The 16617-nt window shown below is 58.8% G+C and carries 13 protein-coding genes; 4 read left to right on the forward strand and 9 right to left on the reverse strand.

The genetic code is table 11. The features are described from left to right. The first annotated feature begins 32 nt into the window (after positions 1-32). Together uca and atzF are read left to right on the forward strand one after the other, a co-directional pair. The gene (gene uca, locus SCT_RS11705) at positions 33-3644 is read left to right on the forward strand and encodes an urea carboxylase (protein WP_059423201.1); all 3612 of its coding nucleotides are present in this window, start codon (positions 33-35) and stop codon (positions 3642-3644) included. 3 nt (positions 3645-3647) lie between these two features. Then, the gene (gene atzF, locus SCT_RS11710) at positions 3648-5444 is read left to right on the forward strand and encodes an allophanate hydrolase (protein WP_059423203.1); all 1797 of its coding nucleotides are present in this window, start codon (positions 3648-3650) and stop codon (positions 5442-5444) included. Positions 5445-5471: 27 nt separating this feature from the next. Here atzF and SCT_RS11715 read toward each other — a convergent pair whose 3' ends face one another. From SCT_RS11715 to SCT_RS11740, 6 genes are all read right to left on the reverse strand, one after another. Next, entirely contained in the window at positions 5472-5867 is a 396-nt protein-coding gene (locus tag SCT_RS11715) for a YqaA family protein (RefSeq protein WP_059423284.1), read from the reverse strand. A gap of 140 nt (positions 5868-6007) precedes the next feature. Next, entirely contained in the window at positions 6008-7054 is a 1047-nt protein-coding gene (locus SCT_RS11720; protein ID WP_237759677.1) for a class I SAM-dependent methyltransferase, read from the reverse strand. A 148-nt stretch (positions 7055-7202) separates the two neighbouring features. Then, complete coding sequence (locus SCT_RS11725; protein ID WP_059423207.1) at positions 7203-9221, reverse strand: ABC transporter substrate-binding protein; 2019 nt, start codon at positions 9219-9221, stop codon at positions 7203-7205. 208 nt (positions 9222-9429) lie between these two features. Then, complete coding sequence (locus SCT_RS11730) at positions 9430-10857, reverse strand: ammonium transporter (RefSeq protein ID WP_059423209.1); 1428 nt, start codon at positions 10855-10857, stop codon at positions 9430-9432. A gap of 15 nt (positions 10858-10872) precedes the next feature. Then, positions 10873-11211, reverse strand: coding sequence for a P-II family nitrogen regulator (gene glnK / locus SCT_RS11735; RefSeq protein ID WP_009206938.1), 339 nt, complete (start codon positions 11209-11211; stop codon positions 10873-10875). Between the two features lie 45 nt (positions 11212-11256). Further along, complete coding sequence (locus SCT_RS11740; RefSeq protein WP_059423211.1) at positions 11257-12078, reverse strand: TorF family putative porin; 822 nt, start codon at positions 12076-12078, stop codon at positions 11257-11259. 236 nt (positions 12079-12314) lie between these two features. Here SCT_RS11740 and SCT_RS11745 point away from each other — a divergent pair, with 236 nt between their 5' ends. Both SCT_RS11745 and SCT_RS11750 read left to right on the forward strand, forming a co-directional pair. Further along, entirely contained in the window at positions 12315-12590 is a 276-nt protein-coding gene (locus SCT_RS11745) for an accessory factor UbiK family protein (protein WP_082098324.1), read from the forward strand. A 43-nt stretch (positions 12591-12633) separates the two neighbouring features. After that, positions 12634-14127, forward strand: coding sequence for a YifB family Mg chelatase-like AAA ATPase (locus tag SCT_RS11750; protein WP_059423213.1), 1494 nt, complete (start codon positions 12634-12636; stop codon positions 14125-14127). A gap of 163 nt (positions 14128-14290) precedes the next feature. On the opposite strand, the gene SCT_RS11755 is transcribed toward SCT_RS11750, so the two are convergent. From SCT_RS11755 to SCT_RS11765, 3 genes are all read right to left on the reverse strand, one after another. Then, positions 14291-14860 (reverse strand): hypothetical protein, encoded by a 570-nt coding sequence (locus SCT_RS11755; RefSeq protein WP_059423215.1) that lies wholly within the window; start codon positions 14858-14860, stop codon positions 14291-14293. Positions 14861-15106: 246 nt separating this feature from the next. After that, positions 15107-16258, reverse strand: a complete 1152-nt coding sequence (locus tag SCT_RS11760; RefSeq protein ID WP_059423217.1) for a PilT/PilU family type 4a pilus ATPase — start codon at positions 16256-16258, stop codon at positions 15107-15109. Further along, positions 16258-16611, reverse strand: a complete 354-nt coding sequence (locus SCT_RS11765) for a hypothetical protein (RefSeq protein WP_059423219.1) — start codon at positions 16609-16611, stop codon at positions 16258-16260. Before SCT_RS11765 ends, SCT_RS11760 begins: the two co-directional genes overlap by 1 nt. Positions 16612-16617: the final 6 nt, after the last annotated feature.

Here is a 16617-nt window from a genome sequence, read left to right on the forward strand (position 1 = left end):
ACAAGAACGTGGGACGTCCCTATAGGAAAGCTATGTTCAACAAAGTCCTGATCGCCAACCGCGGCGCCATCGCCTGCCGTATCATCCGTACCCTGAAAAAGCTGGGTATCAAATCGGTGGCGGTGTATTCAGAGGCCGACGCGCACTCGTTGCATGTCGTGCAAGCCGATGAAGCCGTGTGCATTGGCCCTGCGCCTGCTGCAGAAAGTTACCTGCGTGCCGAAAAGATTCTGGAAGTCGCCAAGCAAACTGGTGCTCAAGCCATCCATCCCGGTTACGGCTTTCTTTCGGAAAACGCCGACTTTGCTGCCGCCTGTGCCGAGGCCGGGATCGCCTTCATCGGCCCGACACCCCAGCAGATGTTAGCCTTTGGCCTCAAGCACACGGCGCGCGAACTGGCACAACAGAACAATGTGCCGCTGTTGCCCGGTAGTGGCCTGCTGGCCGATGTGGGCCACGCCCAAGCCGAAGCGGCGCGCATCGGCTTCCCGGTGATGTTAAAAAGTACCGCCGGTGGCGGCGGCATCGGCATGCGTTTGATCTGGAGCGCGGACGAACTGGTGGAAGCATTTCAATCAGTGGAACGCCTGGCGCGCGCCAACTTCAAGGACGCTGGCATCTTCCTTGAAAAATACGTAGAAGAGGCGCGCCACATCGAAGTGCAGATCTTCGGCGATGGGAAAGGCCAGGTGGTAGCGTTGGGCGAACGTGACTGTTCGGTTCAGCGCCGCAACCAGAAAGTGATCGAGGAAACCCCTGCGCCTGGCCTCAGCGACTCGCAACGTCAGAAGCTGCTGGAAACTGCCGTACGTCTGGGTCAGGCGGTGAACTACCAGTCCGCCGGCACGGTGGAATTCGTCTATGACGCAAGCAACGGCGAATTTTACTTCCTCGAAGTGAACACTCGATTACAGGTAGAGCATGGCGTCACCGAACAGGTTACCGGCATCGACCTGGTCGAATGGATGGTGCGCCAGGCATCAGGTGATTTGTCGCCACTTGACAGTTTTTCCATTGCACCTCAAGGCGCATCGATCCAGGTGCGGCTGTACGCGGAAGATCCGGGCAAGAACTTCCAGCCCTCCAGCGGCGTGCTCACGGCAGCCGAGTTTCCTCCAGACATCCGCGTGGATACCTGGGTGGAGCGTGGATCCGCCATCCCGCCGTTCTACGACCCGATGGTGGCCAAGCTGATCGTCACTGCCGAGACCCGAGCAGCAGCCCTGGAAAAGATGCATGCGGCACTCGAGGAAACCCGTATCGCCGGTATTGAAACCAATCTGGATTACCTGCGCCAGGTACTGCGTGATCAGGTATTTACCGAAGGCCGCCAGACCACCCGCTACCTCAACGCTTTCCACTATCAGCCTGCCACCATGGATGTACTGGAGCCGGGTGTGCAGAGCAGCATTCAGGATTATCCCGGACGTGTCGGCTACTGGAATGTGGGAGTGCCGCCATCGGGGCCGATGGATGGCTTGGCCTTTCGTTTGGGCAATCGCCTGCTGGGTAATCCGGAACGGGCCGCAGGTCTGGAACTCACTGTGGCCGGACCGACCCTGCGCTTCAATTCGAATACAGTGATCGCCCTGACCGGTGCACCCATGACTGCTGAACTGGATGGTTCCCCAGTTAGCTTCTGGCAGGCTGTGCCGGTAAAAGCCGGCAGCGTGCTGCGCCTGGGCAGCATACAGGGCAACGGCTGCCGCAGCTATCTGGCCATAACGGGCGGGTTTGACGTGCCGGATTACCTCGGCAGCAAATCCACCTTTACCCTCGGCCAGTTCGGCGGCCATGCAGGCCGTACGTTCAGGGTAGGCGACGTGCTCCATCTGAGCTCTGCATCTCCTGCGCAAAACGGCCAAATAATCAGCCCGGCACTGATCCCCCAATATCCGAACCACTGGGAAATCGGCGTGCTGTATGGCCCTCACGGCGCGCCGGATTTTTTCACTGACGCTGACATCGAGATGTTCTTTTCCACGGATTGGGAAGTGCATTACAATTCCAGCCGTACCGGGGTTAGGCTGATCGGACCCAAACCGGAGTGGGCGCGCAGCGATGGTGGCGAAGCCGGCCTGCATCCGTCCAACATCCACGACAACGCCTACGCCATCGGCGCGGTAGATTTTACCGGCGACATGCCTGTGATTCTCGGCCCGGACGGACCCAGCCTGGGCGGTTTCGTTTGCCCGGCCACCATCGTGCAAGCCGAACTATGGAAGATGGGCCAGTTGCGCCCCGGCAACACGGTACGATTCTGCCGCATCAGTCTGGCGCAGGCAGAAGCGATGGAAACGGCGCAAGAAGCCACCATTACCACGCTTGAGCCGCTGGAAAACGAAACAGCGCTGACTGCTGGAGTTAATCATTCCTCAGCCAGTCCGGTGTTGCACTGCGTTCCGGCGTCTCAGCAGAGCGTGGCCGTCACCTATCGCCCTGCCGGCGACAAGTACCTGTTGGTGGAATACGGTCCGCTGGTGCTCGATCTCAACCTGCGCTTCCGCGTGCATGCATTGATGGAATGGCTCCAGCAACAACAACTGCCGGGCATTCTCGACCTCACTCCGGGTATCCGCTCCTTGCAGGTGCATTACGACAACCGGGTGTTGCCGCTCAATAACTTGATGACTGCGCTGCAAGCTGCCGAGTCCGAATTGCCTGCCATCGAAGACATGACGGTGCCGACCCGCATCGTGCATCTGCCGCTTTCCTGGGATGACCCTTCTACCCGGCTGGCGATTGAAAAATACATGCAGTCGGTGCGCAAGGATGCCCCCTGGTGCCCGAGCAACATCGAGTTCATCCGCCGCATCAACGGTCTGGATAACATCGAGCAGGTGAAGGACATCGTGTTCAACGCCAGCTACCTGGTGATGGGCCTGGGCGACGTATACCTGGGCGCACCAGTGGCCACACCGCTGGATCCACGTCACCGTTTAGTGACCACCAAATACAACCCGGCGCGCACCTGGACGCCGGAAAACGCGGTTGGCATCGGCGGCGCCTATATGTGTGTGTACGGCATGGAAGGCCCCGGCGGCTACCAGTTCGTCGGCCGCACCATCCAGATGTGGAACCGCTACAAGCAGACCGCCGAATTCAAGGACGGAAAACCTTGGCTACTGCGCTTCTTCGACCAGATTCGATTCTTTCCGGTGTCAGAAAGCGAACTGCTCAAGCTGCGCGAGGATTTCGTCGCCGGGCGCTTCCAACTGAAAGTCGAGGAAACCACGTTCAGCTTGCGCGAATACAACGCCTTCCTGAACGCCAATGCGAGCGAGATCACCGCGTTCAAGGACAAGCAACAGGCATCCTTCGACGCCGAGCGAGAACGTTGGAAAGCCAGTGGCCAGGCCGATTACGCCTCCGATGCCACCGTCGCGGAAGCTGCCACGGACAGCGAACTGGATTTGCCACCCAACAGCCGCGCCGTGGCCAGCCACGTGGCCGGGAATATCTGGAAAATCGAAGTGGCAGAAGGTGACACCGTGCGGGAAGGGGATACCCTGCTGATCATCGAATCCATGAAAATGGAAATCAACGTCACCGCCCCGTCTGCAGGCAAGGTGTTGCGCCTGTTCTGCAAGGAGAGCAGCCAGGTCTCGGCTGGACAGGATCTGCTGATAATTCAGGGGGAATAGGCCATGGACAAATTTTCCCTCGACATCACCACCCTGCGCCGTCTCTACCTGAATGGCGAACTCACCCCGCGCAAGCTGGTGGACAACCTGCTGGCGCAGCATGACGATAGCGACAACCCGATCTGGATTCATCGCCTCTCCCCGGCGGAACTATACCGCTACGCCGATGCCCTGGTGGGCAAGGACATGGCGACCCTGCCCCTGTATGGCATTCCCTTCGCCATCAAGGATAACGTCGACCTGGCCGACGCGCCCACCACGGCAGCCTGCCCTGAGTTCGCCTTTCTGCCGGAACGTAGCGCCAGCGTTGTTCAGCGCCTGATCGACGCAGGAGCGATCCCACTCGGCAAAACCAATCTCGACCAGTTCGCCACCGGCCTCAATGGTACCCGCTCGCCCTACGGTGCCTGCCGCAACGCCTTCAACCCGGACTATATCTCGGGTGGATCGAGTTCAGGTTCCGCAGTAGCGGTCGCCACCGGGCAGGCAAGTTTTTCCTTGGGCACCGACACTGCCGGCTCCGGCCGGGTGCCGGCAGCCTTCAACAACCTGGTTGGCCACAAGCCCACCCTGGGTTACCTGTCTTCAAGTGGCCTGCTACCGGCCTGCCGCTCGCTGGACACGATTTCCATTTTTGCCTTGACAGCCGAGGATGCAGAGCAGGTGCTGGCGGTTGCTGCAGGTTTTGATGAGGCTGACCCTTATTCCCGTTCCGTGCAGGGCCATGGCTTCGATTTTGGCCGGGCGAAGGCATTCCATTTTGGTGTGCCACGTGCGGAGCAACTGCAATTCTTTGGCAACGAAGAGACCAAACGCCTGTTCGGCGAGGCGGTATCACGGCTGCAGGCGCTGGGGGGCGAGGCGCTTGAAATCGACTTTGCTCCTTTTCTGGAAGCCGCCCGCCTGCTCTATGAAGGGCCATGGGTGGCGGAGCGTTACGTTGCCCTCAAGGATTTTTTCGATAACCAGGCAGACCAAATTTTCCCCCCGGTGCGCGACATCATCGCTGGAGCCAGCCGCTTTTCCGCCGCTGATGCCTTCGCCGGGCAATACCGTCTGCGCGCGCTAAAGCAGAAGGCTGACCGGGTATGGGACACGATCGATTGTCTGATCACACCCACCGCCGGTACCCTCTATCCCATCGCCGCCATGCAGGCCGATCCGATTCGGCTGAATTCCAACCTGGGTTATTACACCAACTTCATGAACCTGCTGGATTATGCAGCGACCGCCGTACCCGCCGGATTCCAGGCTGACGGCCTGCCTTTCGGGATTACTTTGGCGGCGCCTGCCCATCAGGATGCCCCGCTGCTCCACTTGGCGGCGCGCATGCAGGCAGCTGCCGCAACACCCTTGGGCGCTACCGGCCTGCCTCAGCCCGAACATGCTGCGCTCAACCCTCTGCCATCCGGCCAGGTGCAAATCGCGGTAGTGGGCGCCCACCTCAGTGGTCTGCCACTGAACTGGCAACTCACAAGCCGCAAGGGACGCCTGATCAGAAGCACCTGTACCGCACCCTGTTATCGCTTCTACGCGCTCCCCGACGGCAAGCGCCCGGGACTGATCCGGATGGAAGAAGGTGGCGCAGCCATCAAATGTGAAGTCTGGGAACTGCCGGCCAGCGAATTCGGCTCCTTCGTAGCCGGCATCCCCGCACCTCTGGGTATCGGCAAACTGGAGCTAGTCGATGGTAGCACGGTGAACGGCTTCATCTGCGAAGGCATCGGTATAACGGGTGCACGGGACATCACCGGGTTTGGAGGATGGCAGGCGTATCTTCAGCAGAAGGCAGGCAACTGACAACCCTACCATTCCAGTGCCTGAACTTTACACCGCCGTCCAGGCAATCACCAGATAGCGCGCCAGCTTGCCGACAGCCATGAACAGCGCGACGTAAACGGCGTTGATCCGTAACCAGCCCGCTGCAACACACAGCGCATCGCCGATCAGCGGCGCCCAAGCCAACAGCAGCGCCGGGCTGCCGTAGCGATGCACGAAAGCCAGCCATTTCGTCGGTTTGCGCTCAGGCAGAATGCGCCCGAGCAGGTAGGAACTCATGCCGCCCAAAGTGTTGCCCAGCGTCGCCAAGGCCAGCGCCGGCCACAACAAGCCGGGATTGAACTTGAGAACGCCGAACAGCACCGCCTCGGAGCCGCCCGGCAGCAGGGTGGCGGCGAGGAAGCTGCTGAGAAACAGGCCGCCGAGGCTGAGTTCGTCGCTAATCAAGGGGCATTCCCTGCGGGGGTGACAAGGCGGGTGAAAATCCAGACAATATCGGCAGTCATCATTAAGAATTTAAAATTCAGGAATACCGGATTTCGCCCAGCGCCATGCCTTGATCGAAAGCGCACTGTAATTCGCGATCAGCGGACCGCGAGACGCCAGAGCGACGTTACCTCCGCTGCGCGCGCAGCATGGAGCGGGTCTGCGGCGTCGGAAGCGCGGGGGTGGGTCGGCCGGGCATCCAGCCGGCCCACGACCTTCAAGCCCGCCCCGTCGAAGAGAGCAAGCAACTCGGCCCGCGTGCGCAAGCCCAGATGCTCGGCCAAGTCCGAGAGCACCAGCCAGCCCTCCCCTCCCGGCTCCAGATGTTCGGCCAGCCCGCTTATGAATCCGCGCAGCATGCGGCTCTCGGGATCATAAACCGCGTGTTCGATGGGGGCGTTTGCCCGCGCTGGAACCCACGGCGGATTGCAGACCACGAGCGGAGCCCGTCCTTCGGGGAAGAGATCCGCCTGCACGACCTCTACCTGCTCGGTCAACCCCAGTCGCGCCAGATTCTCGCGGGCGCACGCCAGCGCGCGCGGGTCCTGGTCGGTGGCCACGACATGCGCGACGCCCCGGCGAGCGAGCACCGCAGCCAGCACTCCGGTGCCGGTGCCGATATCGAAGGCCAGCGCCCGCGAGGGCAGCGGCGCCTCGGCCACCAGCCCCACATACTCGCCGCGGACTGGGGAGAATACGCCATAGTGCGGGTGGATGCGATCTCCGAGCGCCGGGATCTCAACGCCCTTCTTGCGCCACTCGTGGGCGCCGATCAGTCCCAGCAACTCGCGCAGCGAGACCACCGAGGGGGCTTCACCCAGACCGTAAGCCTCCGCGCAGGCTTGCCGCACGTCGGGCGCACGTCGCAGGGGGATGCCATAGTCTTCCTCTAACGGCAGCAGCAACAACCCCAACGCGCGTGCGCGCTGGGCCTGAGTCATGCGATGCAGATGGAATGCCTCGGCAGGCGTCGCGGATGTCTTGAGGGGCTTGCGGTCGGCGCGCCGCGCCATCGACTGCAGCAACTGGCGTGCATTCTGGAAATCACCGCGCCACAGCAGCGCAGTGCCATCGCAGGCCAAACGATAGGCGGTGTCGGCCGTCATGCGGTCATCGGCAATGACCACACGTGTGGGCGGTGCCATCCCGCTCTCCGAGCGCCACAGGGCGGAGCGGGTCTCGCCGGCTTCGGTCCAGGTCACAACCGGGTGGCCGCTCACAGCAACCCCTTCGGTTTGCAGGAACAGGTCTGGAGTTGCGCCATGGGCTCCTCGATAAGCAGGAAAAGTACCACTATGCCATCACCAGCTGATTGCGGCCCCGGTGTTTGGCCTTGTACATGGCGGAATCGGCTTTGGCAATGAGTTCGTCGCTGTCGAGATCCTGATCGGGAAACAGGGCAATGCCGATGCTGGCGCTGATGTGTAACTGCTTGCCCGCCACCTCGAAAGGTGCAGCCAGTAAAGCACAGATTTTTTCGCCGACCAGACGGGCTTCTGCTTCAGCCTCGGCGCGGGCCTGGCTCAGGCGCGGCAGCAAAATAATGAATTCGTCCCCGCCGATGCGCGAAACACTATCCTCAGCACGCAACAGCTGTTGCATGCGTCGTGCCACCTCGACCAGCAAACGGTCTCCCACGTTATGGCCATGGTTATCATTAATGGGCTTGAATTCGTCCAGATCGACAAACAGTAACGCCCCCAACTGGTCGCGCCGCTGGTTGGTCGCGTTGCTGTGTTGCAGCATGTCGAGCAGGCTGCGGCGGTTGGGCAGACCGGTGAGTTGATCCATCATGGCGATTTGGGCGATTTTTTCCTGATGTGAACGCGTTTCGGTGATGTCGCGCATGGTGCCTTCAACACCAGTCACTGCACCATCCGGAGCAAAGGTGTAATGGGTATTGACGGACACCCAGCGCGCTTCCCTCTGTTTGTTGAAAACCTTGATTTCATAGTTGTGCAAGGTGCCGCCTGATTCCTTCAGCGCATTGAATAAATCATTCGCCGAATAGGGCGGCACGAAATAGTCCGCCATTTGCGTGCCGATGACCTCCTTCGGGGTGTAGCCAAAGATGCCCTCAGCGGAGGGCGATATTTGCAACAAGGAGCCATGGGTGTCCGCACGATAGTAAACATCCTGCAGGTTTTCAATGATGCTGCGAAAGTGTTGCTCCGACTGTATCAACAGATGCTCGGCCTCGCGGCTGTGAGCAATCTCGCGCGCCAGGCGCTGATTGAACCGCCACAGGATGAACGCGACCAGACCCGCCAGCACAAACAGGATGGCACTCACGCTGACAGCCTGCCAGAAAGTCGACAAGGCAATTTTTGGATTGGGATCATAGATAAAATCGTCCAGCTTGCGGCCTGCAGCAACCACCTTGAATTGCACCAAGGTGTCGGCCATGCGCTGGAAACGACCGGGATTGATGTTTCCAATCGGGATGAGGGTGGGCTGAATCAGCGATTCCATGGCAGCCGCTTCAAATTCCAGATGGGCGCGGCTTTTTTTCGGACGATAGTGTTTCTCGATCAGATCGATAATTTCCTGCTTGTGCTGCATGGCGTATTCCCAGCCGCGTAACGAAGCTTCGCGGAAGGCTTTAACCTGCTCCGGGTGCTGCCGAATTTCATGCTGTGTGGTAAACAGGATGTCACTGTAAAAGTCCACGCCGTAATTGATGGGCTGGATGGCACGGCCTTCGACATGGTGCTCCCGCAGAAAGTACGGCTCATTGGTGAGATAGGCATTAAAAACATCGGTTTTTCCGTTGATCAGATCATTAATATCGTAGCTGCTGGGCAATATCCGGAGTTTTTTGGGATCCACACCTTCATTGGATAGCATGGCGAGAAAATCTACATCCTCCGTGCCACCGACCATCATGATCTGTTTGCCGATCAAATCCTGTGGAGTCCGAATCCCGCTATCCTTGCGCGTCAGCAGCACCGAGGGCGAATGCTGAAAAATGGCTGCAAGTGCCACCAACGGTTCGCCCTTGAGGTAATGGAATAGCAGTTCGCTATTGGCTTCGCCATATTGTGCCCGCCCTGCCAGCACTTCTTCCACCGGACGACGATCGGGAGCGCCCGCAACGATGGTGACATCCAGTCCTTTTTCTCGATAGTAGCCCTTGTGCAAAGCAGCGTAGTAGCCGGCAAACTGGAATTGGTGCAGCCAGCGAATCTGCATGGTCACTGGCGTAAGGGGTTTGTCGAGTGCAACCGCATTCGCGGCGTGGAGCGCCGGTACTGAAAACAGTAACAGGCTGGCAACGGCTACTATGGCGATGATTCGGGTGAAACACCTCATTCATTTCCCTTATCTGGAACAAACGGTAAATCAGGCTTGGTATTCGATGATGGCCGGACGAGACATAGACCTGTTCTAAAAGGGCTTTATATCAGAAAACCAGCTGTCTCGGGGCGTTTTTGCTGGCCATCTTCGACAGTGGATTCCGGACCCTAATAAAAAAGGGGTGCCCGCAGGCACCCCAGAATCCTACTCAGGATAGTTATCGTTATTCGACGTGCTCGCCGTGCAGGGCAACGTCCAGTCCTTCACGCTCTTCTTCTTCGGAGACGCGCAGACCGATGGCGATGTCGATCACCTTGAGAATGATGAAGGTCATCACCAGACTGTAGGCTACCGTGGCGCCGACGCCCAGCAACTGGGTGACAACCTGACCGCCGTTACCTTCCAGCAGGCCGGCGGTTCCGCCGATTTCCTTGACGGCGAATACGCCAGTCAGGATTGCGCCGACGATGCCGCCTACGCCGTGCACACCGAAGGCGTCGAGCGAGTCATCATAGCCGAGCATTTTCTTGAGGCTGGTTGCGCCCCAGAAACATGATACGCCAGCGACCAGGCCGATGATCAGCGCGCCCATCGGACCGACGAAGCCGGATGCGGGGGTGATGGCGACCAGGCCGGCGACTGCACCGGAAGCGATGCCCAGCACGCTAGGCTTACCCTTGCCAATCCACTCCGCGAACATCCAGGAGAGCGCGGCAGCAGCTGCACCGATCTGGGTCACCGCCATGGCCATGCCGGCACGACCGTCAGCAGCCACCGCAGAGCCGGCGTTGAAGCCGAACCAGCCTACCCACAGCATGGCGGCGCCGACGACGGTCAGTACCAGGTTGTGCGGCGCCATCGGCTCACGGCCGTAGCCAAGGCGCTTGCCGAGGACGATCGCTGTCACCAGGCCGGCGATACCGGCGTTGATGTGCACCACGGTGCCGCCGGCGTAGTCAAGCACGCCCTTGGTGACGAGCCAGCCTTGAATCGCCGGGTCGGAGCTCGTGCCCCACACCCAGTGAGCGATTGGGGCATACACTGCCAACGACCAGATAGCCATGAACCACAGCATCGCCGAGAACTTCATGCGATCGGCAAAGGCGCCGGTGATCAGGGCTGGGGTGATGATGGCGAAGGTCATCTGGAACATCATGAACACGGATTCGGGGATGTTCTGCCCGTCAGTGCCAGCCATTCCATTCAGCCCCATTCCGTTAAGAAAAAGTCGGTCGAGGCCGCCGAGCCACGGTCCGCCATCTCGGAAGGCAATGCTGTAGCCCGCGATCATCCATATTACCGTGATCAGTGCGGTGATCGAGAAGCTTTGCATCAGCGTGGCGAGCACGTTCTTCTTGCGCACCATACCACCGTAGAACAGCGCCAGACCAGGAATGGTCATGAACAGCACCAGCGCCGTGGAGGTCAGCATCCAAGCGGTGTTGCCGCTATCCAGTTTCTGTGCCACCGGAGCGGGTGCAGCCGCCGGTTCCGTTGCCGGGGCTACAGCCGGTTCTGCGGCAGGTGCGGCAGCTTCAGGTGCAGTTACAGCCGGCTTGGCGTCAACCGGAGCGGCCACTTCCTCGGCCAGGGTCAGGCCGGAGAATCCCAGCATCCCCAGTAGGGCGAGCATACTCAACAATCTTTTCATTATGGCTTGCTCCTTTTAAAGCGCATCCGGGCCGGATTCACCGGTGCGGATGCGAACCACTTGTTCCAGATTGAAGACGAAAACCTTGCCGTCACCGATTTTGCCGGTCTTGGCGGATTTTTCGATGGCCTCGATCACCTGGTCGACCATGTCTTCCTTGATCGCTGCCTCGATTTTGACTTTAGGCAGGAAATCGACGACATACTCCGCACCCCGGTACAGCTCGGTGTGACCCTTTTGCCGACCAAAGCCCTTGACCTCAGTGACGGTAATGCCCTGTACGCCTATGGCGGACAGCGCTTCACGCACCTCGTCGAGCTTGAACGGCTTGATGATTGCGGTTACTAGTTTCATGTTGGCTCCTTGAGGTTCACGCAGCGGGCAAGCCCGCTGTGGGGATTAGAAGGTCTTGAGGAATGACAGGGCTAAACGTCCGTCAGCAACATTCTTGGGTGTGCCGGTGCCAAATATGTAGACATTGTTACCGCCAGCGTCGTGCAGCTTGCCGTTTGTATCGGTGTAGGCCAGAGTTACGGTGCCGTAACCCATATCTTTGCTGACGCCAAGTTTCCAGTCCGTGTAGGAGGCGTCGGTGTAGTTTTTGATTTTCTGATGGCCGGCATGAGCCAGGATAGTCCAGCCCTCTGCCACAGGATAGTTCACCGACAGGTCGAGGTAATCGCTGCCCTTGGTCTTCTGGTTGGCGCTTACACCAAAACCGCTAGGCCCACCCCAGCCAATGAAGTAGTCGGATACGGCACGGCTGTACTTCAGTGACACATATTTCCAGCTCCCGCTTAAATAAACCTCAGTGGTATCAGGATCGGTTGCACCCGCGACTTGGTCGCCGGGGTAGTAGTAAGTGATGACGCCAAGATCATAGCCGAAATCACCCACGGAGGCTTTGTAGCCGCCATACAGATCGACTTCCAGGCTGCTGTTGTTCTTGAAGCCGTTCTCTTTCACCCAGCTCACATTGGAAAGCCAGGTTCCCACGTAGAGGCCGCTAGCGTGGCTGTAGTCGAAACCGCCCTGGACAGCCGGCGTGTGTTGGGTTTGGGTTACGCCGCGAAAAATGTAATCGGTGGTCAGACCAAAATTGCCGGTAAAGGGAGAAGCGGCTGCCGGTGCATCCTCCGCGCTAGCGGTCGGAGTGAACAGAAGGGAAGCCGGCAGTGCGACAACACCTGCCAAGACCAGTGCTTGAGAAATTTTACGCATGATATTTTCCTTTCAATTGAAATGAGATAAGCCTCGTGATTTACCTTAGCATTTGTCGTGCCAGAATAATAATTATTAGTATATTCAAGATGATATAATTTTATTGAGTGGCTTGCAGGTGGGCCAGGCACCGCTTTGAGTCAACCAGGCGTTTAAGTGCACCAAAAAAGTGCGTATGTTCGGATAGTCTCATTTTGGTACACTGAGAAAATTCAAGTTCATACAAGGGGTGATTCATGATGTTGGGCCAAAAGATGTTTGAAGAAATCAGCGGCAAACTTGGCCAGGCGCTGGCCGACAGTCCGGCCAAGGATCTGGAAAAAAACTTGCGTGCCGTGCTGCAGGGCGTGTTCGCCAAGCTGGATCTGGTGACGCGCGAGGAATTCGACGTGCAGCAGGCGGTGCTGCTCAAGACCCGCGAAAAACTGGAAGCACTGGAAGCCAAGGTCGCCGAGCTCGAAGCCCGGCACGGCGGCGAGGCTAGCGAGGAATCAGGGAACCTGGCTCTGTGAGGCTCGTTCCCGCAGCATTTCGCATGATTTTCCGCTGACGCGGATGGCACTGGCCGTTCTCTATAGCCGGGCATTGACTGGCATGGAAGCGCCGCTGGTGACGGTCGAGGTGCACCTGTCGAATGGGCTGCCCAGTTTCAATCTGGTCGGATTGCCCGAGATCGAGGTGAAGGAGAGCAAGGACAGGGTGCGCTCTGCCCTGCTCAATGCCCAGTTCGAATTTCCCGCCCGCCGCATTACCGTTAATCTTGCACCCGCCGACTTGCCCAAGGAAAGCGGCCGTTTCGACCTGCCGATTGCGCTTGGCATCCTGGCAGCGTCGGGGCAGATTCCCTTAAATGATCTGGCTCAGTACGAGTTTGCCGGCGAGCTTGCCCTGACGGGCGCACTGCGCCCGATACGCGGGGCGCTGGCGATGACTTGCAAAGCCAGCCAGGACGGGCGCGCTTTCGTTCTCCCCACCGAGAATGCCGCCGAAGCTGCCTTGGTGGAAGAAGCGATAATTTATCCAGCCAGTTCTCTGCTCGAAGTCTGCGCTCATTTGACTGGCCGGCAGTTGCTTGCCCGATGGCAAGAGGTTCCCGAGGCAAGTCAGCGGAGCTATCCCGATTTCAGCGAGGTGAAGGGGCAGACCCATGCCAAGCGCGCTCTCGAGATCGCTGCCGCCGGAGGGCATAGCATTTTGATGGCGGGACCGCCAGGCACTGGCAAGACCATGCTGGCAGCAAGACTGCCCGGCATTCTGCCCGGCATGACCGAGATCCAGGCGCTGGAATCCGCGGCGATTCAATCGCTGAACGGAGGGTTCAAAATCGAGCACTGGAAGCAGCGGGCTTTTCGCTCGCCGCACCATTCCGCTTCCGGTCCGGCGCTGGTGGGAGGCGGCGGCAACCCACGCCCCGGCGAGATTTCCCTGGCGCACCACGGGGTGTTGTTCCTCGACGAATTGCCGGAGTTTGCGCGCCCTGTGCTGGAGGCGCTGCGCGAACCGCTTGAATCGGGGCGCATCACCATTTCCCGCGCCGCTCGCCAAGCCGATTTCCCGGCCCGCTTTCAACTGGTGGCAGCGATGAATCCCTGCCCCTGCGGCTATCTCGGCCACCCTGGCGGGAAATGTCGCTGCACCCCGGACCAGGTGGCACGCTATCGTGGAAAAATCTCCGGCCCGTTGCTCGATCGCATCGACTTGCAAATCGAGGTCCCTGCCTTGTCGGAGAGCGATCTTACCCGCCAGGGAGCGGGCGAGCCCAGTGCGGCGATTCAGGCCCGAGTGGAAGCCGCCTATGGCAGGCAGCTGGCGCGGCAGGGCAAAGCCAATGCCCTGTTGACCACGCAGGAGATCGACCAGTTCTGTCGGCCCGATGCGGCTGGGGAAGGATTGCTGAAGCAGGCGATTGCGCGTTTGAATCTCTCGGCCCGTGCCTATCACCGCGTGCTCAAGGTGGCGCGGACCATCGCTGACCTTGCAGACAGCGAGGGTGTCAGCAGCGGACACATTGCCGAGGCAATCCAGTACCGGCGTTTCGCGCAGGGATAGTCAAAAACCATCTGCTACAGAGACACGTCTATCATGTAGGTTGGTTTACGCGGAAAAAGCCGCGCCTAGCCCAACCTATGTTCATCTGCGTAACCGGTAGAAAGTGACGCCGTGGCCAGGTTTTTTGCACGATCCCTAAGTGCCTGCCGGATGCTGGCGGCTGCTACAGGTTCGGTATTTTGGGCGAGCATCCGGGCTGCGCCTGAAACTCTGGGTTGTCTATACCATTAACGGCAATCCTCGATTCCCAGGGGGAAACCGTAAAGCTGATCGACCGCTTCCCGTCTTTGACCCCGAAGCTATACGAACTTGACCGTTCCATGCCGTAACGGGCGGCAATCTTTTGCTGGAGTTCCTTGACGCCCTCTGCCGAAAGAAACGGATCGAATTTCACGGTGATGCTGCTGATGCGGAAATATTTCTCGGGCTGGGCATTCGGGCTGCCCGGGTCGGCAAGCAGGTAGATGACCCCTTGTGTGCCATTTCTGAATTTAACATCCCGCAGATACACCGAGGCATCCGAACTGTTGCAGATGGGAATCTTCTTGTAACGGGCCGCTTTTCTTAATGCTTCGCCTATCTTCAGCTCAGGGTGGTCTGCGTCCGCTTCGCCAAGACAGATATCCCCCAGGCAGTATTTTTTTAACAAGCCGAAACCGAGCGGCTCACCAGCCAGGATGGCCGTTGTCCAGACAAGACCGAGAGCTAAAATGAGGAATTTGAGCTGTTTCATATTTTATAATTTATCGGCATATCCTGATTTTCGCAACTCAACCCCTGTGGCGAAGAGTAAGCCCTTTCAGGAAAATCGCACACAACAACGATGGGTATCGTTGCGCTCCATCTATCCTGATTTTGGCTCCGGCTCGTCTGGCTTAGGTGAATGCTCAAATGCTTCTGTTTTGCGAGTTGGGGGATAAAACCGCCCATTCTTGCGAGCTCCATTTCTCGATACCTCTGCGGTTAAGCAATAGCTGTTTTATTTGTCGGCGTCGAACTTGAAGTCGCCGAAATTGGACACCGTGCCCGCGTCGACCGGCGATCCTGCGGTAACGACGGGTTCCGCCGGGTCCCGTCTTTCGTTGTTGATCAGCCAGGACAGATTGGTGCGGGAGTCGGCATTGGCGAGTGCCTCGTCCAGGCTGATTTTCCCCTCCCGGTAGAGGGCGAACAGCGCCTGTTCGAAAGTTTGCGAGCCGGCCGTGAGGCTTTGCTCCATCGCTTCCTTGATTTTGTCGGTTTCCCCGCTCTTGATCAGCTCTGAAACATAGGGCGAGTTCACCAGAATTTCCATCGCCGGCACGCGCTTGCCGTTTACCCCCCGCACCAGCCGCTGGGAAATCACCGCCTTCAGGCTGATCGAGAGATCGTGCAGCAGATGGTTGCGCGCTTCGTGGGGAAACAGGTTGATGATGCGGTTCAGGGTGTGATAGCTGTTGTTGGCGTGCAGGGTGGACATCATCAGGTGCCCGGTTTCAGCGTAGATCATCGCCTGCTGCATGGTGTCGCGGTCGCGGATCTCACCGATCATCAGCACGTCCGGCGCTTCGCGCACGGCGTTGAGCAGGGCCGTGGAGTAGGAGTTGGTGTCGAGTCCCACCTCGCGCTGGTTGACGATGGATTTCTTGTAAGCATGCAGGTACTCGATGGGGTCTTCGATCAGCAGGATGTGCCCGGTCCTGTTGGTGTTGCGGTAATCGATCATCGACGCCAAGGTGGTGGATTTGCCCGACCCTGCCTGGCCTACCACCAGGATCAGGCCACGTTTTTCCATCACCAGCTCTTTCAGGATCGGCGGCAGGCCGAGCGATTCTATCGAGGGAATCTGGTTGCGGACAAAGCGTGCGACCAGGGCAACATCGCCGCGCTGGTGAAAGACATTGATGCGGAACTTGCCGGTATTTTCCACCAGGAAGCCGAAGTTCATCTCGTGTTCAGCTTCAAACGCCTTGATTTCATCCGGGGTCATCAATGAGTAGGCGATTTTCTTGGCTATTTCTGCATCCAGTATCTGGCTGTTGAGGGGCAGGGTTTCGCCCTCAATTTTCATCAGCACCGGCGCACCGGCGGAAATGTACATGTCGGAGGCCTGTTTTTCAGCCATGAATTTGAATAGCTGAGTGAGATCCATTATTGCGTCGTCCTTTGCCAGCCGGAAATGTCCAGGGCGGTTTCGAATGCCGGAATTTCATGTATGAACTGCGCCAAGGCAAAGGCGGCAGTAGGTTGCATATGGATACACACCATCCTGACGTTGATTGCGATTGCGGTGCCCGCCAGCGCGTTGAGCCAGGCGTAGTAAACCGGATCTATGATCGCCTGTTCGGAAAGGTCGTAATACAGGCGCGACGCACGCGCCTGCAGCAGGCGCGCGGCGATGCGTTCGATCAGTTTGTCCCGATCGCAGATATTCAGGCTGCGCGACGGTTCCAGCAGAAAATCGCCGCTGCCGATCTGGGTCAGGTGCAGACCAGGGATGGACATGCCGGG

The organism is Sulfuricella sp. T08 (assembly GCF_000971475.1).
Classification (GTDB): Bacteria; Pseudomonadota; Gammaproteobacteria; order Burkholderiales; family Sulfuricellaceae; genus Sulfuricella.